General features: G+C 59.5%; 21 protein-coding genes and 1 tRNA gene. 16 read left to right on the top strand and 6 right to left on the bottom strand.

Annotation, left to right across the window (positions count from 1 at the left end):
• Nucleotides 1-6 precede the first annotated feature (6 nt).
• The 4 genes from ABIA48_RS13405 to ABIA48_RS13420 form a co-directional block, all read right to left on the bottom strand.
• Nucleotides 7-264 (bottom strand): DUF2164 domain-containing protein, encoded by a 258-nt coding sequence (locus ABIA48_RS13405; RefSeq protein WP_429489207.1) that lies wholly within the window; start codon nucleotides 262-264, stop codon nucleotides 7-9.
• Nucleotides 265-903 (bottom strand): imidazole glycerol phosphate synthase subunit HisH, encoded by a 639-nt coding sequence (gene hisH / locus ABIA48_RS13410; protein ID WP_007989198.1) that lies wholly within the window; start codon nucleotides 901-903, stop codon nucleotides 265-267.
• Entirely contained in the window at nucleotides 903-1496 is a 594-nt protein-coding gene (gene hisB / locus ABIA48_RS13415) for an imidazoleglycerol-phosphate dehydratase HisB (RefSeq protein ID WP_003186751.1), read from the bottom strand. The genes hisH and hisB overlap by 1 nt, the downstream gene beginning before the upstream one ends.
• 256 nt (nucleotides 1497-1752) lie before the next feature.
• A complete protein-coding gene (locus tag ABIA48_RS13420) occupies nucleotides 1753-3417 on the bottom strand; it encodes an OFA family MFS transporter (protein WP_429489210.1) in 1665 nt (554 codons plus the stop codon).
• Between the two features lie 231 nt (nucleotides 3418-3648).
• Between ABIA48_RS13420 and ABIA48_RS13425 the strand changes: the two genes are divergently transcribed.
• The 5 genes from ABIA48_RS13425 to ABIA48_RS13445 all read left to right on the top strand — a co-directional run bounded on the left by ABIA48_RS13425 (nucleotide 3649) and on the right by ABIA48_RS13445 (nucleotide 7875).
• Nucleotides 3649-4053, top strand: a complete 405-nt coding sequence (locus ABIA48_RS13425; RefSeq protein WP_204931097.1) for an acetyl-CoA sensor PanZ family protein — start codon at nucleotides 3649-3651, stop codon at nucleotides 4051-4053.
• Nucleotides 4054-4131: 78 nt separating this feature from the next.
• A complete protein-coding gene (locus ABIA48_RS13430; protein ID WP_429489212.1) occupies nucleotides 4132-6363 on the top strand; it encodes an AsmA family protein in 2232 nt (743 codons plus the stop codon).
• Nucleotides 6360-7427 carry an A/G-specific adenine glycosylase gene (gene mutY / locus ABIA48_RS13435; protein ID WP_204931101.1) on the top strand — a complete coding sequence of 356 codons (1068 nt, stop codon included), beginning with the start codon at nucleotides 6360-6362 and terminating at the stop codon, nucleotides 7425-7427. Before ABIA48_RS13430 ends, mutY begins: the two co-directional genes overlap by 4 nt.
• Complete coding sequence (locus ABIA48_RS13440) at nucleotides 7424-7696, top strand: oxidative damage protection protein (protein ID WP_007972770.1); 273 nt, start codon at nucleotides 7424-7426, stop codon at nucleotides 7694-7696. Before mutY ends, ABIA48_RS13440 begins: the two co-directional genes overlap by 4 nt.
• Before the next feature lie 103 nt (nucleotides 7697-7799).
• Nucleotides 7800-7875: transfer RNA gene (locus ABIA48_RS13445), tRNA-Phe, on the top strand.
• Between the two features lie 66 nt (nucleotides 7876-7941).
• Here the strand turns inward: ABIA48_RS13445 and ABIA48_RS13450 are convergent.
• A complete protein-coding gene (locus tag ABIA48_RS13450) occupies nucleotides 7942-8391 on the bottom strand; it encodes a carboxypeptidase regulatory-like domain-containing protein (protein ID WP_429489215.1) in 450 nt (149 codons plus the stop codon).
• 254 nt (nucleotides 8392-8645) lie between these two features.
• On the opposite strand from ABIA48_RS13450, the gene ABIA48_RS13455 reads away from it, so the two are divergent.
• From ABIA48_RS13455 to vapC, 6 genes are all read left to right on the top strand, one after another.
• Nucleotides 8646-9704: a PDDEXK nuclease domain-containing protein gene (locus ABIA48_RS13455; RefSeq protein WP_429489217.1), complete on the top strand. Its 1059-nt coding sequence runs from the start codon at nucleotides 8646-8648 to the stop codon at nucleotides 9702-9704.
• 68 nt (nucleotides 9705-9772) lie between these two features.
• A complete protein-coding gene (locus ABIA48_RS13460; protein ID WP_429489219.1) occupies nucleotides 9773-10747 on the top strand; it encodes an alpha/beta hydrolase family protein in 975 nt (324 codons plus the stop codon).
• Nucleotides 10748-10783: 36 nt separating this feature from the next.
• Nucleotides 10784-11200, top strand: a complete 417-nt coding sequence (locus tag ABIA48_RS13465) for a hypothetical protein (protein ID WP_429489220.1) — start codon at nucleotides 10784-10786, stop codon at nucleotides 11198-11200.
• 6 nt (nucleotides 11201-11206) lie between these two features.
• On the top strand, nucleotides 11207-11662 hold the full coding sequence (locus tag ABIA48_RS13470) for a hypothetical protein (RefSeq protein ID WP_429489222.1): 456 nt from the start codon (nucleotides 11207-11209) through the stop codon (nucleotides 11660-11662).
• A gap of 172 nt (nucleotides 11663-11834) precedes the next feature.
• Entirely contained in the window at nucleotides 11835-12065 is a 231-nt protein-coding gene (vapB, locus tag ABIA48_RS13475) for a type II toxin-antitoxin system VapB family antitoxin (protein WP_007983252.1), read from the top strand.
• Complete coding sequence (vapC, locus tag ABIA48_RS13480; RefSeq protein ID WP_429489224.1) at nucleotides 12065-12472, top strand: type II toxin-antitoxin system tRNA(fMet)-specific endonuclease VapC; 408 nt, start codon at nucleotides 12065-12067, stop codon at nucleotides 12470-12472. The genes vapB and vapC overlap by 1 nt, the downstream gene beginning before the upstream one ends.
• 76 nt (nucleotides 12473-12548) lie before the next feature.
• On the opposite strand, the gene gabP is transcribed toward vapC, so the two are convergent.
• Nucleotides 12549-13940, bottom strand: coding sequence for a GABA permease (gene gabP / locus ABIA48_RS13485; RefSeq protein ID WP_008046522.1), 1392 nt, complete (start codon nucleotides 13938-13940; stop codon nucleotides 12549-12551).
• Between the two features lie 564 nt (nucleotides 13941-14504).
• Here gabP and ABIA48_RS13490 point away from each other — a divergent pair.
• The 5 genes from ABIA48_RS13490 (at nucleotide 14505) to ABIA48_RS13510 (ending at nucleotide 18707) form a co-directional block, all read left to right on the top strand.
• Nucleotides 14505-15278 (top strand): ABC transporter ATP-binding protein, encoded by a 774-nt coding sequence (locus ABIA48_RS13490; RefSeq protein WP_007972784.1) that lies wholly within the window; start codon nucleotides 14505-14507, stop codon nucleotides 15276-15278.
• A 13-nt stretch (nucleotides 15279-15291) separates the two neighbouring features.
• The gene (locus tag ABIA48_RS13495; RefSeq protein WP_007983246.1) at nucleotides 15292-16038 is read left to right on the top strand and encodes an ABC transporter substrate-binding protein; all 747 of its coding nucleotides are present in this window, start codon (nucleotides 15292-15294) and stop codon (nucleotides 16036-16038) included.
• 77 nt (nucleotides 16039-16115) lie between these two features.
• Nucleotides 16116-16811: an ABC transporter permease gene (locus tag ABIA48_RS13500; RefSeq protein ID WP_007983243.1), complete on the top strand. Its 696-nt coding sequence runs from the start codon at nucleotides 16116-16118 to the stop codon at nucleotides 16809-16811.
• Nucleotides 16808-17497, top strand: coding sequence for an ABC transporter permease (locus ABIA48_RS13505; RefSeq protein ID WP_429489228.1), 690 nt, complete (start codon nucleotides 16808-16810; stop codon nucleotides 17495-17497). Before ABIA48_RS13500 ends, ABIA48_RS13505 begins: the two co-directional genes overlap by 4 nt.
• Nucleotides 17478-18707 carry a methyltransferase gene (locus tag ABIA48_RS13510; RefSeq protein ID WP_429489230.1) on the top strand — a complete coding sequence of 410 codons (1230 nt, stop codon included), beginning with the start codon at nucleotides 17478-17480 and terminating at the stop codon, nucleotides 18705-18707. The genes ABIA48_RS13505 and ABIA48_RS13510 overlap by 20 nt, the downstream gene beginning before the upstream one ends.
• The last annotated feature ends 68 nt before the right edge of the window (nucleotides 18708-18775 follow it).

Below are 18775 nucleotides of genomic sequence, written 5' to 3' on the forward strand. Positions count from 1 at the left end.
CGGAAATCAGTTTTTCTCGAGCGCCCACAGGTCGCTTTCGATGCTTTCGAACCTCTCTTTGAGGTGCGCCTGCACATCGAAAATCGCCCTGTTGTAATAGTACGGAGCAATTTCACGGGTAAACAGCTCAAGAATCTCAGCCGCCTCGAACGAGCCGAGGTCCAGCTCGAAGCGGTCTTCCATGAACCGCTTGATCTTGCTGTTCGCCTCGTTTTCCTGCTCAGGCGTGAGGGTCAGGATCGGCGGCTTCTTCTTGACGGCCATTTACCAGCGACCGTCCCACGCAGCGAAGTTCTGCAGCAACTGCAGGCCATGGGTATGGCTTTTCTCCGGGTGGAACTGCACGGCGAAACGCGAGCCTTCGGCCAGCGCCGCGGCGAAATCGACACCGTAGTGACCGCCACCCACGACCTGACGCGCGTTGGCGGCAGCGATGTAGTAGCTGTGCACGAAGTAGAATCGCGCCAGGTCCGGAATGTCGTGCCACAGCGGGTGACTCACCTTCTGCTTCACTTCGTTCCAGCCCATGTGCGGGACTTTCAGGTGCTCACCGTCCTCGACCAGATCCTTGCCGAAGAACTTCACCTGGCCCGGGAACAGGCCGATGCAGTCGACGCCGTCGTTCTCTTCGCTGGTGTCGAGCAAGGCTTGCATGCCGACACAGATGCCGAGGAATGGACGGTCCTGGCTGACTTCACGCACCAGCGAATCGAAACCGAGGCGACGGATCTCCGCCATGCAATCGCGAATGGCGCCGACACCGGGGAAAACCACCCGGTCGGCTTCGCGAATCACGTTGGCATCGCTGGTGATCAGCACCTTGCCGGCACCCACGTGCTCGAGGGCCTTGGCCACCGAGTGCAGGTTGCCCATGCCGTAATCGATAACCGCGACTGTCTGCATTACAGGACGCCCTTGGTCGAAGGCATTTGCCCGGCCATGCGGTCATCGAGCTCGACGGCCATGCGCAGGGCGCGGCCGAAAGCCTTGAACACGGTTTCGATCTGGTGGTGGGTGTTGTGCCCACGCAGATTGTCGATGTGCAAGGTGACGTTGGCGTGGTTGACGAAGCCCTGGAAGAATTCCTGGAACAGGTCAACGTCGAAGCCGCCGACGGTGGCACGGGTGTACGGAACATGCATCTGCAGGCCGGGACGGCCGGAGAAATCGATCACCACGCGCGACAGCGCTTCATCGAGCGGCACGTAGGCATGACCGTAGCGACGGATGCCTTTCTTGTCGCCGATGGCTTTGGTGAAGGCCTGACCGAGGGTGATACCGACGTCTTCCACGGTGTGGTGGTCATCGATATGCAGGTCGCCCTTGCTGACAATATCCAGGTCGATCAGCCCGTGACGGGCGATCTGGTCCAGCATGTGCTCAAGAAAAGGTACACCGATATCGAATCGGGCCTTTCCGGTGCCATCGAGGTTGATCGAGGCTTTGATCTGGGTTTCCAGAGTGTCGCGCTCGACAGACGCCTTACGTTCGGCCATCACCAGCTCCGCAAAATCATTGGGCGAAAAAGGCAGCCATTATAGGCTTGCGGGCGCCAAACAGAAACACGGGAGGTGATATCCCTGACGGAGTGAATCAAGCACAGCCGAGGGTGTACATGTCAGTACAAGCTATTTGAGGTCACACAGAACAAATGTGGGAGCGGGCTTGCTCGCGAAAGCGGTGGGTCAGCCCACACTTATGTCGACTGATACCCCCTCTTCGCGAGCAAGCCCGCTCCCACAGGGACCTGCGTTAGTGGAACAGTACCGCAGTTTTCTGCAGGGTCACCCACACCCCCCACGCCAGCGGAATGCCCACCACCAGCCACGCGGCAATCGCCAGCGGCTTGGTGCCCGGCGCGGCTTTCCACTCCAGCACGGTGCTGCTGTCAGCACCTTTGTCATGGCCCAGCGCCTGTTCGGCGGCCAGTTCGGCGTCGGTCATGAAGTATTTGTCCGCCACCGGACGCACCAGCAGGTTGCACAGGAAACCCAATACCAGCAGGCCGGCGAGGATGTACAGGGTGATGTCGTAAGCCGCCGCACGCTCGACACCGATGCTCAACTGATATTCACGCAGGTAGTTCACCAGCACCGGACCGAGCACACCGGCAGCAGCCCACGCCGTCAGCAGACGACCGTGAATCGCACCGACCATTTGCGTACCGAACAGGTCCGCCAGATAGGCCGGGACCGTCGCGAAACCACCGCCGTACATCGATAGGATGACGCAGAACGCCGCCACGAACAGCGCAACACTGCCCAGGTGACCGAGGTTTGGAATAAGTCCGTACAGCGCAAAACCAAGGGCGAAGAACACGAAATAGGTGTTTTTACGGCCCAGATAATCCGAGAACGAAGCCCAGAAGAATCGGCCACCGATGTTGAACAGACTGAGCAAACCGGTGAAACCGGCAGCGATGGCGGCAATCGAAGCCAGTTGCGAAGCATCGAGTTGGCCGAACGCCAGGTCATTGCCCAGCAACTTGCCAGCGAACACTTCCTGCAACAGCGGTGACGCCATGCCGAGGATGCCGATACCGGCCGATACGTTCAGGCACAGCACCAGCCACACCAGACGGAACTGCGGCGTTTTCCAGGCCACATTCACGTGAACATGGCGATGGGTGATCATCGCGTTCGAGGCTTTTTTCGCCGGTGCCGTCCAGCCTTCCGGCTGCCAGCCGGTTGGCGGAACGCGGTAGGACAACGCGCCACCGATCATGAATACGAAGTAGATCGCGGCCATCACCAGGAAGCTCTGCCAGACACCGACGCTGGTTGACGAGGCAAAATGCCCCATCAGCGCCGCCGCCAGCGGAGCGCCGACCATTGCGCCACCGCCGAAGCCCATGATCGCCATGCCGGTGGCCATGCCGCGCTTGTCCGGGAACCACTTGATCAGGGTCGACACCGGCGAGATATAGCCCAGGCCCAGGCCGATACCGCCAATGACCCCGGAGCCGATCCACATCAGCCAGATCTGGTGGGTATACACCCCCAGCGCCGAAATCAGCAGGCCGCCGCACCAGCACAATGCCGACACTACGCCAGCCTTGCGCGGCCCGGCATGTTCCAGCCAGCCGCCCCAGATGGCGGCCGAGCAACCCAGGAAGATGAAGAACAGCGTGTAGATCCAGCCGAGCATCGAGATCGGCCAGTCACACTGGGACGAAAAGACTTGTGCGACAAAACTCATGTCTGGCGCGCAGGCCACTGGAGCCGTGATGCCCAACGCCTTTGACAGCGGCAACCAGAACACCGAAAAGCCGTAGGCCATGCCGATGCACAAGTGGATGGCCAACGCGGCCGGTGGCACCAGCCAACGGTTGAAACCAGGCTTGGCGATGATCCGCTCCTTGGACAGGAACGCAGGCTGGTCGGCGCCGAAGCCGTCCGCCGTGATGCTCGTGGTCATTGTGTATCCCCCAATTATCAGTATGGTTCGCCAGCCACAGTTCACTCCCGGCCTTTATGCACGCAGACATGACCCTTTTTTCGGTGGAGCACCTTGTTGTGCGACAACAGGTCGCAGAAAGACGGACGAACGGGCAAAGGTTACCATCTGCAAGTGACAGAAAAACCAAACTGACATCACCTTTTGTACGTCATCTGATCTCCCTCGCCTCATGACCTCACAGGAATCACCATGCCGATCATTGTCGAGCCGCTGAACCAAGCCACTTCCCAGGATCGGCAGGATCTGCAGAAGATCTACTGCGATGCCCCGGACTGGCTGTTCGCCCCTTTTTCCGGGGCCGCGCAGTTAATCGAAGACTGTTTGCGCGACGGCACACTGATCGCCGGACGCTTCAATGATCGCCTGCTGGGCGCCGCCCGCTTGCAACGGCACCAAGACGCCTGGCATTTGTCACAAATTTGTGTGCGAAAAATTACCCGTCGCCGTGGTGTTGCCGAGCGACTGGTTGCCGAAGCCCAAAAAATGGCCACGCAGTCGGGCACGACCTTGCGTTTGCTCGCGCCTGCCGGGCATCTGGAGGCTCAGGCACTGGCCGCCAAGCTGAAACTGCCGCTGGATGTACTGCCGGCGTGATCACTGACCGGTCGTCCGCTCCGGAGCGCTATACTCCTCGGCTAAATTTTGAATTCGATTAATTACAAGGACTCGCCCATGAAAGCGTTCGGCAAAATCCTGGGTCTGGTACTTCTCGGGCTGTTGCTGATCATAGTGGCGCTGGGCTTTGCCCTGACCCACCTCTTCGATCCCAACGACTACAAAGACGAGATTCGCCAGATTGCCCGCGACAAGGCCCACATCGAGCTGACGCTCAATGGCGATATCGGCTGGAGCCTGTTCCCGTGGCTGGGCCTGGAGCTGCACGACGCCAGTGTGGCGACCCTGATCAAGCCGACCGAACCGTTTGCCGACTTGCAGATGCTCGGCCTGTCGGTGCGCGTAATACCGCTGCTGCGCCGTGAAGTGCAGATGAGCGACGTGCGCGTCGAAGGCCTGAACCTGCGCCTTAACCGCGACAAGGACGGCCACGGCAATTGGGAAGACGTCGGCAAGCTGCCGGCACCGGCCAACTCCGGCGCGACCAGCACTCCGCCCGCTGCGGCTGAACCTGCACCCGCAGCCAGCGTCGCGGCGGAAAAACCGCCTCAACCGATCCGTCTGGACATCGACAGCCTGACCGTGAACAACGCACGGGTCGAATACACCGACGAACGAACCGGCAAGAGCTTCAGCGCCGAAAGTATTCAATTGAGCACCGGTGCGGTTCACGACTCCGTCAACATCCCGCTCAAGCTCACGGCTTTCCTGTCCGCCAACCAGCCGGCATTGCGGGTTCGTACCGAGCTCAATGGTGAGCTGCGCATCGCACGTGCCCTGCAGCGCTATCAGTTCGAAGACATGAGATTTTCAGGTGAAGTGACCGGCGACCCATTGCAAGGCAAGACCATGACCTTCTCCGCCCAGGGCCAACTGGTGCTGGACAAGGCCGCCAATGTCGCCGAGTGGACCGGCATCAAGATCTCCGCCAACCAACTGCGGGCACTGGGTGAACTGAAGGTCAACGACCTCGACAAGACCCCACAAGTCAGCGGCGGTATCTCGATTGCCCAGTTCGACCTGGCGAAATTCGTCGAAAGCATTGGCCAGAAGCTCCCGGCCATGGCCGAAGGCAGCCTGAGCAAGGTCGAGCTGGTCAGCCGACTGGCGGGCACACCGACCAGCCTGGCGCTCGACGACATCAGCCTGAAGGTCGACGACAGCACTTTCAGCGGGCGCATTGCCATCGAAGACTTCGCCAGGCAATCGCTACGCGCAGTACTCAAGGCCGACACCTTCAACGTCGACCGTTACCTGCCGCCGAAATCCGCCGAGGCCAATAGCGCGACGCAAGTGCGTCAGGCCGAAGTCGCCAGCACCGAAGCCGATGCCATGGTCGGCGCCGGCAACTCGCCGTTGCCACCCGCGCCGACCAAGGACGCGTGGAGTAGCGAGCGCCTGTTGCCAGTGGAACGCTTGAGCAAGCTCGATGTGGACGCCGACCTGACCTTCGGCCAATTGACCCTGCAAAAACTGCCGATCCATAACGCTGCGCTCAAGGCTACCGGCCAGGGCGGCCTGCTGACGCTGGCCAACCTGCGCGGCGACCTGTACGAGGGCAACTTCGAAACCACCGGCACACTCGACGTACGCCAGCCAGTGCCAGCGCTGAACCTGCAGACGAAGATCACCCGCGTGCCGGTGGAAAAAATCCTCGAAAGCCAGGGCAAGAATCCGCCGGTCAAAGGCCTGGTCACGCTCAACAGCAGCCTGACCGGCAACGGCAACAGCCAGAAAGCGTTGATCGAAACCCTCAATGGCAATGCCGGTTTCGTCATCAACAATGGCGTGCTGCTCAATGCCAACCTTGAACAACAGCTGTGCAAAGGCATCGCCACACTCAACCGCAAAACCCTCAGCGGCGAACCCCGGGGCAAAGACACACCGTTCCAGGAACTCAAGGGCAACCTGACATTGCGCAACGGCGTGGCCAGCAATCCGGACCTGAAAGTGCGCATCCCGGGCATGACCGTCAACGGTGACGGCGACATCGACCTGCGAGTGCTGGGCATGGACTACCGCGTCGGCATCATCGTCGAAGGCGATACCAGCGCCATGCCGGACCCGGCATGCCAGGTGGGTGACAAGTTTATCGGCATCGAGTGGCCGCTGCGTTGCCGTGGCCCGCTGGAGCTGGGCGCCAAGGCTTGCCGCGTGGATAACGAACGCATGAGCCAGGTCGCGACCAAGTTGGCTGGCGACAGGATCAGCGAAAAAATCGACGAGAAATGGGGCGACAAGGTCAACCCGAAACTGAAAGACGCGCTCAAGGAGCTGTTCAAGCGATGAGAGCCGAGCAGTTTTCAACGGCGGTGCTGGACTGGTTCGACCGCCACGGCCGTCACGATTTGCCCTGGCAGCAGGACATCAACCCGTATCGGGTGTGGGTCTCGGAAATCATGTTGCAGCAAACCCAGGTCAGCACCGTGCTGAACTACTTCGACCGCTTCATGGCCTCGTTGCCAACGGTCGAAGCCCTGGCTGCGGCGCCGGAGGACGAAGTGCTGCACCTGTGGACGGGCCTGGGTTACTACACCCGCGCGCGCAATTTGCAGAAGACCGCGAAGATCGTCGTCGAACAGTACGGCGGCGAATTTCCCCGGGACGTGGAAAAACTCACCGACCTGCCGGGAATCGGCCTGTCCACCGCCGGTGCCATTGCCAGCATCAGCATGGGCCTGCGCGCACCGATCCTCGACGGCAACGTCAAACGCGTGCTGGCGCGCTTTACCGCGCAAGAGGGCTACCCCGGCGAGCCGAAGGTCGCCAAACAGCTCTGGGCCAACGCTGAGCGCTTCACGCCGCACGACCGCGTCAACGCCTACACCCAGGCGATGATGGACCTGGGGGCCACGCTCTGCACCCGCAGCAAACCGAGCTGCCTGCTGTGCCCGCTGGAAAAGGGCTGTGAGGCGCACATGCTCGGCCTGGAAACACGCTACCCGATCCCCAAGCCGCGTAAAGCCGTGCCACAGAAGCGCACATTGATGCCGATGCTCGCCAACGCGCAAGGCGCGATCCTGCTTTACCGTCGCCCGTCCACGGGCCTGTGGGGCGGTTTGTGGAGCCTGCCGGAACTCGACGACCTCGACGACCTGCCGCATCTGGCATTGCAGCACTCGCTGGAGCTGGGCACACAACAGGCATTGCCAAGCCTGGTGCACACCTTCAGCCATTTTCAGTTATCCATCGAACCCTGGCTGGTTCAGGTCCAGGAGAGCGGTCATCACGTGGCCGAGGCTGACTGGCTCTGGTATAACCTCGCCACCCCGCCGCGCCTGGGCCTTGCCGCCCCGGTCAAAACCTTGCTCGAACGCGCGGCCGCCGTATTGAACGCAGGAGAGTCGTCATGACCCGCACCATCATGTGCCGCAAGTACAAAGAAGAATTGCCAGGCCTGGAGCGCGCTCCCTTCCCGGGCGCCAAAGGCCAGGACATTTTTGACCACGTCTCGGCCAAGGCCTGGGCCGACTGGCAAAAGCACCAGACCCTGCTGATCAACGAAAAACGCCTGAACATGATGAACGCCGAAGATCGCAAATATCTTCAGGGCGAGATGGACAAGTACTTCTCCGGCGAGGATTACGCCAAGGCCGAAGGCTACGTACCGCCATCGGAATAACCCCGATTTATCGGGGGGCGGAACGTAAGCGACGGTAATAATTAAAATTTTTTTGAAAACTTGCTTGACGACCCCCTGAAAAACCCGTTTAATGCGCCCCGTTGCCCAGATAGCTCAGTCGGTAGAGCAGGGGATTGAAAATCCCCGTGTCGGCGGTTCGATTCCGTCTCTGGGCACCAAATACCGAAAACCCTGAATCGAAAGATTCAGGGTTTTTTTATGCCTGCGATTTGAAGAGCCTCTCGTTAACTCGCATCATTCCAATGAAAAACCAGGTTACGGGCTGCACCACTGCCAACATCGGCAACGTCCTGCCGTGTTTCGCCGTTGCGCGTCGCAATGACGGTGTATTTACCGGCAGGTAGTTTCACGTAAACCAGCGGACCGGCGTCATTGAGCGTCAGCACGGTTTGCCCCGGGGCTTTCTGAATAACGACGGTCACGCCAGGAGCGTATTCATTCCCCGACCCGACAGAGAACGTCATGTGCAGGTTATAGCCAGAGGTCTGCTGGATAGCCTTGGACTCATCCTCGCCGATACCGCCGGACAGGTAGGCGATGCCGTTTTGCTCCTGGCTTTGCACCTGCACGCCCGTGCTGTCGATGGGCTCAAGACTGGTGGCGGGCGACATCGCTGGAAACATCAGCACGCCTACGGCGGTGAGGGGTAACAGGAGTGAATGGAGGTATTTCATGATGACGACTCCCGGGCTCTACAGAACCCAATCGTTACTTCCTTTGGATTTCCAGCCGGAGTGAGGGGTTTTAGATTGATTTGGCCTGAGTACGAAACGTACTACGCCATTTGTTCCTCGGCCCTCGCCTGTCCTCCGATACGTCCTGCCTGCTAACCGGGTATTTCCTGCCGGTTTTTCAGTCATTCCCGGCATCTTCGAAGGGTGCTCACTTGCCATTCTCTTTCGCTGTCCAATCTGCTGCGGAAGACCTCATGACGGCCCTCATACCCAACGACACTCACGACCCCTATCTGGCTTCACTGCTGGGTAACCTTGGCAAATTGATCCATCAGGCACGTCAGAAGGTGCTCCGGGCGGTCGATACCGTTCAAGTGCAAACCTGTTGGCAGATCGGGCGACATATTGTCGAGTTCGAGCAGGAAGGGGCTCGGCGGGCGAGGTATGGCAAAGAGTTACTATCGACTCTGGCCAAAGTGCTAACGGCGGAATTCGGAAAAGGATTTGACGCTTCCAACCTTCGGTATATGCGTCTGTTCTATCAAGCCTTTCCAATTCGTGACGCACTGCGTCACGAATTGAGCTGGACCCACTACCGCCGCCTGCTTCGGGTCGACAACGACAGCGCCCGTCTCTGGTACATGAACGAATCAGCCACCCAAAACTGGTCGAGCCGCGCCCTGGAACGCCAGATCAATACGCTGTACTACGAACGCCTGCTGGCGAGCCGCGATCGCGGCAGTGTCAAACAGGAGGCCGCCACCAACATTCAAAACATGAAGGCCAGCCCTCGGGATTTCATCCGTGATCCGGTGGTACTGGAGTTTCTGGGTTTACCCAATGCCGGCAAGCTTCAGGAAAGCGAGATCGAACAAGCGTTGATCGAACAACTGCAAGACTTCTTGCTGGAGCTGGGCAAGGGCTTCGCGTTCATTGCCCGCCAGCAACGCATCAGTACCGACAGCAAAGACTTCTACATCGATCTGGTGTTCTACAACTACTTGCTCAAGTGCTTCGTCATCTTCGATATCAAGCGCGGTGAACTGACCCATCAGGATGTGGGGCAGATGGACATGTACGTGCGCATGTACGACGACCTGAAACGCGGCGTGGAAGACGGCCCCACTGTCGGCATCATCCTCTGTGCGCAAAAGGATGAATCGGTGGTGCGCTACTCAGTGCTTGAAGGAAATGAACAACTGTTCGCCAGCAAGTACAAGCTCGTCCTGCCGAGTGAAGAGGAACTCCGTAACGAACTGGATCGGGAACGGGCAGCACTTGAAGAACGACTGCTCGATCAATCACTGCGTTGAGGCCAATGGATTGTTCATCAACGACATCAAGACTATCGTTGGCAGCTACCCGCAAAGGTCCGACGCCGATGAGTTTGCAGGACACGCCTTCACTCGTTCCAACTCAAATCGAGTTGCCATTGCAATGCGTCGCGTCCGGCGAGCCGTTCAAGGAAACCGCTGCAGACGGCTTTGTCCTCGGTGGCTTCACCTGGCGACACCCTTCTCGACACACCACTCGTCCGATCGTGATCATCAACGCCGCCACCTCGGTCCGTTGTCGCCATTACTCGCGCTTCGCCGACTACCTGTTCGATCATGGCTTCGATGTCATCACCTACGACTACCGCGGCATCGGTGAGTCGCGGCCGGCATCGCTCAAAGGTCTCAAGGCATCATGGACCGATTGGGGAGCGCTGGATTTCGAGGCGATGCTCAAGCGCGCACAGCGTGAGTTTCCCGGACAGCCTATCGATGTGGTCGGCCACAGCTTTGGCGGCTGTGCAGCGGGCCTGGGGGCGTCCGGGCACCTGATCCGGCGCCTGGTGACGGTCGGTGCGCAATTCGCCTACTGGCGTGACTATGCGCCTGCCCATCGCTGGCGGATGTTCGGCAAGTGGCATGTGCTGATGCCGCTGGTGACGATGATCTATGGCTACTTCCCGGGCAAACGCCTCGGCTGGCTGGAAGACACACCCGCTGGCGTGGTCCGTGACTGGAGCCTCTCCACGGCCCGTTACGAAAAACGCCCCAGCGGCCACGCGATCAGCACAACCTCCGGACAACTGCCCTTTGCCGGCGTCACCGCGCAAACCCTGGCCATCAGCATCAGCGACGATCCCTATGGCACGGTCCCGGCCATCGAACGCCTGCTCGGCTACTTCACCGGCAGCACAAACTCCCACCTGCGTATCCATCCCGAAGACATCGGCGAAGAAGAAGTCGGACATTTCGCCTTTTTTCGCAGCGCATACCAAGCCACACTATGGCCCATTGCACTGTCCTGGCTGCAAAACGGCGAACTGGCCCCCGATACCCCCGGGCGGCGAGTACCGCGCAGCTAAGCCAATTGCCCTTTCAACGAATACGGAACGATGCCCATGGCCTCCGCCAACAAGCAGCAAAAACGCGCCTCCCGCGCCAAGGCCAAGGCCAAGCAGAACCGCACCCAGCGGGCTGCCGCGCCGGTCGAACTGGACCCGAACGACGATCGCATCGACTTCGAATCGGTGGACCTGACCGAGTTGTTCAAGAAAATGATCGACGCCGAAAAAGTCAGCCAGCAAACCATGTGCACCGCCTTCCTCGAAGACCCGCTGCTGGAACTGGTGTACGAGCAGGAAGGCGAGGAAGGCGCAATGGACTTCATCCTTGCCGCGCTGATCGAGTACCGTCAATGGTCCACTGAAACCGACGAGGCCGGCGCCCTGGCGTGGATCGAATCACCGGCCTTCCAGGCCGACTACGTGGCGGCGTCCGACGCCATTGCCGCGCAAACCCAACAGAATCCGAACTGAGTTCCCATGGCCTCCCTGAACAAGCAACAGAAACGCGCCAAGCGTGCAAAAGCCAAAGCCAAGCAGATCAATATCCACGGCAGAAAACCCGCTGCACTGGACGATGATGAACTCGGCCACCTCGCCGAACCGATCCCGGAATACACTCTGGCGATGTTCAGCAAAATGCGCGACGCCGAAGCCGTCAGCCGCAGCGAAATGCTCTCGGTCCTGCTGACGAACCTCGCCTTTATCATCATCGACCATCCAGAACTGCTGGACATGGAAAACGCCGACGACGAAGGCATGGCCGCCACCCACCTGGCCGCCGATATGCTGATCGACTACCGCATGTGGGCCGACGGCATGGACCGCGACGCCGCCCAGGCATGGCTGAGCGAGCCACAGTTCATTGTTGACTTCGGCACTGCGCTGGACGCCTACCGCGAGTCGCTGGAAGTACCGGAAGAAAAAGCCGAGTAAGTGTTGCTGCTTGAACAAACACGGCCGCTTGTCATCACTGACAGCGGCCGTTTTTTTTTGCTCTGAATTGGGCGCCTTCCTTCCGTCAGGCACCGCGTATATCCCATTGACATATCCAACACAAAACCTATCCTTTGGACTCATCGCACCAGCAAAGGCGCAGGAGGTCCAGATGGAACAGACAACCCTTTTCATGAGCAATCGAAGCCAGGCCGTTCGCCTGCCAAAAGCCGTGGCCATGCCAAGCGACGTGAAACGGGTCGACGTCGTCGCCGTCGGCAGAACCCGCATCATCACGCCCGCTGGTGAAACCTGGGACAGTTGGTTCGATGGCGAAAGCGTCACGGCAGACTTCATGACCGATCGCGAGCAACCTGCCGAACAGGAGCGTGAGTCGTTCTGATGATCAAGTACATGCTCGATACCAACATCTGCATCTTCACCATCAAGAACAAACCACAGGCGGTACGGGAGGCGTTCAACCGTCATCACGGCCAACTGTGCATCAGTGCGATTACGCTGATGGAACTGATCTACGGAGCGGAAAAGTCAGCAGCGCCCGAAAAAAACCTGGCGGTCATCGAGGGCTTCGCTGCCCGACTTGAGGTCCTGCCCTTCGGCAACGAAGCGGCAGCACACACCGGAATGATCCGATCCGAACTGGCAAAGGCCGGCACCCCCATAGGCCCGTACGACCAAATGATTGCCGGGCACGCACGCTCACGCGGGTTTATCGTGGTCACTAACAACCTGCGGGAGTTCGAGCGCGTTCCGGGGTTGCGTGTAGAAGACTGGGTTCATGTCGAATAACACAAAACAATCGATAGAAACAAAAACGGCCGCTTGTCATCACTGACAGCGGCCGTTTTGCATTACGCGATATGGATCAGTTCAGCACTACCGCGCCACGCTTTTCCAGTTTGCGACGGCGCGCAACCAGCAAGCCGGCCGCTACTACCAGAGCGCTGAGCAAGCCGGTCGCGAGGATTTCCACACGATGGGCATCCTGGAACAGCATGATGGTCAGGGCCGCAACGATGAAAACGATCACCGCGTAGGTCAGGCCCGGGAACAGCCACATGCTGAAGACGATTTTCTCACCACGAGCCATACGCTGCTTGCGCATGCGCAGTTGCGAAATCGCGATCACCAGGTACACCAGCAGCGCGATGGCGCCGGAGCTGGCCAGCAGGAACTCGAACACCGCAGCCGGGGCCACGTAGTTGGCGAATGTTGCCAGGAACGCTGCGCCAGTGGACAACATCACCGCCCAGTAAGGCGTGCCACTTTTGTTGGTGCGCGTGGACATGGCCGGTGCATCACCGCGCTTGCCCAGGGAGAACAACATACGCGACGAGGTGTAGAGCGCCGAGTTCAGGCAGCTGGTCACTGCAACCAGTACCACGATGTCGACGATGATCTTGGCATTCGGGATGCCCATGCGCTCAAGCACAGTCTGGTAGGAGCCGAGGCTGGCCAGAACCGGGTCGTTCCATGGCACCAGGGCCACAACGATGAAAATCGACACGAGGTAGAACAAACCGATCCGCCAGATCACCGAGTTGGTGGCCTTGGAGATTTGCTTGCCAGGGTTTTTCGATTCCGCGGCCGCGATGGTCACGATTTCGGTGCCCATGAAGGAGAACATGGTGGTCAGGATCGCGCCCAGTACCGCGCCCATGCCGTTTGGCAGGAAGCCTTGGGTGTCGAACAGATGCGAAACACCACTGACCTGGCTGTTCGGCAGGAAGCCGAAGATCGCCGCTACGCCGAGAATGATGAAACCGATGATCGCCAACACTTTGATCAGGGCAAACCAGAACTCGAATTCACCGTAGTTCTTCACGCTGAAGAGGTTGGTCACAGTCAGCAGCATCGTGATGACCAGAGCGAAGGCCCAGATGTCTACGCCAGGGAACCAGGCATGCAGGATGGTCGCGGCGGCGTTGGCTTCCAACGGGATCACCAGAACCCAGAACCACCAGTACAACCAGCCGATGGTGAAACCGGCCCAATGACCGATCGCGCGGTCGGCGTAAGTCGAGAACGAACCTGTGTCCGGCGAGGCAACGGCCATTTCGCCGAGCATGCGCATCACCAACACCACTAACATGCCGGCGGCGGCATAAGCCAACAGAACAGCCGGACCTGCAGCGGCGATGGCGTGACCCGAGCCGACGAACAAGCCGGCGCCGATAACCCCGGCAATCGACAGCATGGTCACGTGGCGCGGTTTGAGCCCCTGTTCGAGGCCGTTAGAGCTTTGGGTACTGCTCATTGAAACTACCTTTGTAAGGAAAAACGAATGCGTGCATCCCGTTCAGCGATCCTTCTCGTAAAAAGAAGCCAACGGGGCGTTCTGGATTCTGCACGCAATAATTGCGCCAAAATGTTTCAAATCCCTCTAGCCCGGCGATCTCACTTCGACCGGACAGTCATCGCAACCCATTGAATTTAATGGCACTTCGCCAGAACGTTACCCTGCGACCCACTTTGCGTGACAAATCAGAGCACCGGAAACACACCTGAAAATGGCCCTGCGCACATTAAAAGTGCACAACCGCTGCATTTGGCCGGATAGCGCTTCCAACACCCCGTCAAAGCTGGCAACATCGCGCCTTTTTTTGCGACAGCCACCGCGCTTTTTATCGACGAGCAAGGTTCAAACGGCTGTTCGGTTGTTGATGGGGCGACAGTCTGCTGCGCCGATGCGACAACCTGCCACACGCCAGCCGTTTACCGTCCGTAGCGCTGTTGGCTGCCATTGAAACGCTATGCTAGGTTGGCCGCCTCGTCAGGAAAGCCGCCAACAGCAGGAGCGCAACATATATGAGGAACGCACATGGCTGAGGCCACGCCCGCGCTTGAAATCCGCAACTTGCACAAACGCTACGGTTCGCTGGAGGTGCTCAAAGGCATCTCGCTGACCGCCCGCGACGGCGATGTGATCTCGATCCTGGGTTCCTCCGGCTCCGGCAAGTCCACGTTCCTGCGGTGCATCAACCTGCTGGAAAACCCGCACCAGGGCCAGATCCTGGTGGCCGGCGAAGAACTCAAGCTCAAGGCCGCGAAGAACGGCGAACTGGTGGCCGCCGACGGCAAGCAGATCAATCGCCTGCGCAGTGAAATCGGTTTTGTGTTTCAAAACTTTAACCTGTGGCCGCACATGAGCGTGCTCGACAACATCATCGAAGCCCCGCGCCGCGTGCTCGGTCAGAGCAAGGCCGAAGCCATTGAAGTCGCCGAAGCCCTGCTGGCCAAGGTCGGCATCGCCGACAAGCGCCATGCCTACCCCGCGCAACTGTCCGGTGGCCAGCAACAACGGGCGGCTATCGCCCGCACCCTGGCCATGCAGCCCAAGGTCATCCTGTTCGATGAGCCCACCTCCGCGCTTGACCCGGAAATGGTCCAGGAAGTACTTAATGTCATCCGCGCACTGGCCGAAGAAGGCCGCACCATGCTGCTCGTGACCCACGAAATGGGCTTCGCCCGTCAGGTCTCCAGCGAGGTGGTGTTCCTCCACCAGGGCTTGGTAGAAGAGCAAGGATCGCCACAGCAGGTGTTTGAAAACCCGCTTTCGGCACGCTGCAAACAATTCATGTCCAGCAACCGCTAACGGAGCTATCCACATGCAGAACTACAAAAAGGTCTTCCTGGCTGCCGCCGTCACCCTGGCGTTCAGCGCCGGTGCCATGGCCGAGACCCTGAAGATGGGCATCGAAGCGGCTTACCCGCCGTTCAACAATAAAGATGCCAGTGGCAATGTCGTCGGCTTCGACAAAGAGATCGGCGACGCCCTGTGCGCCAAGATGAAAGTCGAGTGCTCGGTCGTGACCTCCGACTGGGACGGCATCATCCCGGCCCTCAACGCCAAGAAGTTCGACTTCCTGATTTCCTCGATGTCGATCACCGACGAGCGCAAGCAAGCGGTGGACTTCACCGACCCGTACTACTCCAACAAGCTGCAATTCATCGCCAAGAAAGACGTCGACTTCAAGACCGACAAGGACTCCTTGAAAGGCAAAGTGATCGGCGCCCAGCGCTCGACCCTGGCAGGCACCTTCATGGAAGACAATATGCCGGGCGTTGAAGTCAAACTCTACGACACCCAGGAAAACGCCTACCTCGACCTGACTTCCGGCCGTCTGGACGGAATCCTGGCCGACAAGTACGTCAACTATGAGTGGTTGAAAAGCGACGCTGGCCGTGGCTACGAGTTCAAGGGCGATCCAGTGGAAGAAAGCGACAAGATCGGCATTGCCGTGCGCAAGAAGGACCCGATCCGCGAGAAGCTGAACGCTGCCCTGAAAGAAATCGTTGCTGACGGCACCTACAAGAAAATCAACGACAAGTACTTCCCGTTCAGCATCTATTGATCCTGACTGCCTGACCGGCACCGTCCTTTGGCGGCGCCGGTTCTCGGCCTTGCCTGCCGCGATTTGAAAAGAAATCCATGACTATCGACCTCTACGGATTCGGCCCGGCGCTCGCCGCTGGCGCGCTGATGACTGTGAAACTGGCACTCTCGGCCCTGTGCCTGGGGCTGGTGCTCGGTCTGCTCGGCGCCTTGGCCAAGACTTCCCCGTACAAGCCGCTGCAATGGCTTGGCGGCACTTATTCGACCCTGGTTCGCGGCATCCCGGAATTGCTCTGGGTGCTGTTGATCTACTTCGGCACGGTCAACCTGATGCGCGCCCTGGGCGAGTTCTTCGGCAACCCCGACCTTGAACTCAACGCCTTCGCCGCCGGCGTGATCGCGCTGGGCCTGTGCTTCGGCGCCTACGCCACGGAAGTATTTCGCGGCGCGATCCTCGCCATTCCCAAAGGCCACCGTGAAGCCGGCGTGGCCCTGGGCCTGTCGAAATGGCGCATCTTCACCAAACTGATCATGCCGCAGATGTGGCGCATCGCCCTGCCCGGCCTGGGCAACCTGTTCATGATCCTGATGAAAGACACCGCACTGGTGTCGGTGATCGGCCTGGAAGAAATCATGCGTCACGCGCAAATCGGCGTGACCGTCTCCAAACAACCGTTCACCTTCTATATGGTTGCCGCATTCATGTACCTGGGCCTGACGGTACTGGCGATGACCGGCATGCACTACCTGGAAAAACGTGCCGCTCGCGGCTTCGCGAGGAGCACCCAATGAACTGGGAAGTCATCATCAAGTGGCTGCCGAAACTGGCACAGGGCGCGACCCTGACCCTGGAACTGGTGGCGATCGCGGTTATCGCCGGTTTGCTGCTGGCCATTCCACTGGGCATCGCCCGCTCGTCGCGCCTGTGGTGGGTGCGGGCATTTCCCTACGGCTACATCTTCTTTTTCCGGGGCACGCCGCTGTTGGTTCAGCTGTTCCTGGTCTACTACGGCCTGGCGCAGTTCGACGTGATCCGTAACAGCTCGATGTGGCCATACCTGCGCGATCCGTTCTGGTGCGCCACCGCCACCATGACCCTGCACACCGCGGCCTACATTGCGGAAATCCTGCGGGGCGCCATTCAGGCGATTCCACCAGGCGAGATCGAGGCGGCGCGAGCACTGGGCATGTCCAAACCCAAGGCGTTGATTTTCATCATGCTGCCCCGTGCCGCGCGCATCGGCCTGCCGGCCTACAGCAACGAAGTGATCCTGATGCTCAAGGCCAGTGCCCTGGCCAGTACCGTGACGTTGCTGGAACTGACCGGAATGGCCCGCACCATCATTGCCCGGACCTACCTGCCGGTGGAGATATTCTTCGCCGCGGGCATGTTCTACCTGGTGATGGCCTATGTGCTGGTGCGCGGTTTCAAGCTGCTGGAGCGCCGGTTGCGCGTCGATGCCTGCCAAGGGCGTTGAGGATGGCGTGTTGACGGGCGAGGCCCTGCTCGCCCGCTTCACCGCGCTGGATGCTTTTCTGACAGAGCATCAGGCACTGTGGAAACCTCGGCCGTTTATTCATCTACAGCTTCCCTGGGAAGCGTCCTACCCCGCTCTGGCCGAATGGCTACGCGAGCGCTCGTTGGAAGACGCGGAAAACGCTCACAACCAACCTGCCCTCCTGAATGCACCCGAACCCTTTGCTTCGTTGGCGGCAACATCCGTTGCCTTGAGTGCTGTGGATGAATTGCCCACACGCGTACTCGAAGCGGCCGGCCATCGATTGAACGTCGATGTTCCGGGGCGTAAATGGCAGCAGATCGAAGCCTTCTCCAGTCGATTGCAATTTTCCGAAGCACCGAAGCATTGGCTGGACTGGTGCTCGGGCAAGGGACATCTGGGGCGCCGCCTGCTGCAACCGGGGCAACAACTGACTTGCCTGGAATACGACTCGGCACTGGTAACCAGCGGCCAGGCACTCAGCCAACGCCATCACCTGCATGCGCTGCATATCGAACAGGATGTGCTCACGACAGACGCAGCTAATTTACTGAGCGCATACCACACACCCGTCGCGCTGCACGCCTGCGGTGATTTACATGTGCGGCTGATTCAACTCGCCAGCGCGACAGGCTGCAAACAACTCGCCATTGCGCCGTGCTGCTACAACCGGATCAGTCTCGCCGAATACTCACCGATTTCCTCGGCCGCCAAAGGCTCCGGCCTACAGCTTTCCCTCGACGACCTTGCGTTGCCAATGAGCGAAACCGTTACCGCCGGCGCCCGTGTGCGACGTCAACGCGACACCTCCATGGCCCGGCGCCTGGGTTTCGACCTGCTGCAACGGCAACTGCGCGGCATTGACGAATATCTGCCAACCCCTTCCCTCCCCAGCGCCTGGCTGGACAAACCCTTCGCCGATTACTGCTATCACTTGGCCGCACTAAAAGAATTATCCACAATCGGCCCGCAAGATTGGCCGGCCCTCGAAGCCGCCGGTTGGCAGCGACTGGCCGAAGTGCGCAACCTCGAGCTACTACGCGGACTTTTCCGACGTCCTCTGGAGCTTTGGCTGGTTCTTGACCGGGCACTTTTCCTCGCCGAGCAGGGATACAGCGTCCGCGTCGGCATCTTCTGCGAAACCCCGCTCACGCCGCGTAATTTCCTGCTTCTGGCCGAACGCGCTTAAACACACCCAGCCTGTGGATAACTCTGTTGATGGAATTATCGTGGATCCAATATCCACGCCTGCTTCAG

The organism is Pseudomonas sp. S30_BP2TU TE3576, from assembly GCF_050436025.1.
Taxonomy (GTDB): Bacteria; Pseudomonadota; Gammaproteobacteria; order Pseudomonadales; family Pseudomonadaceae; genus Aquipseudomonas.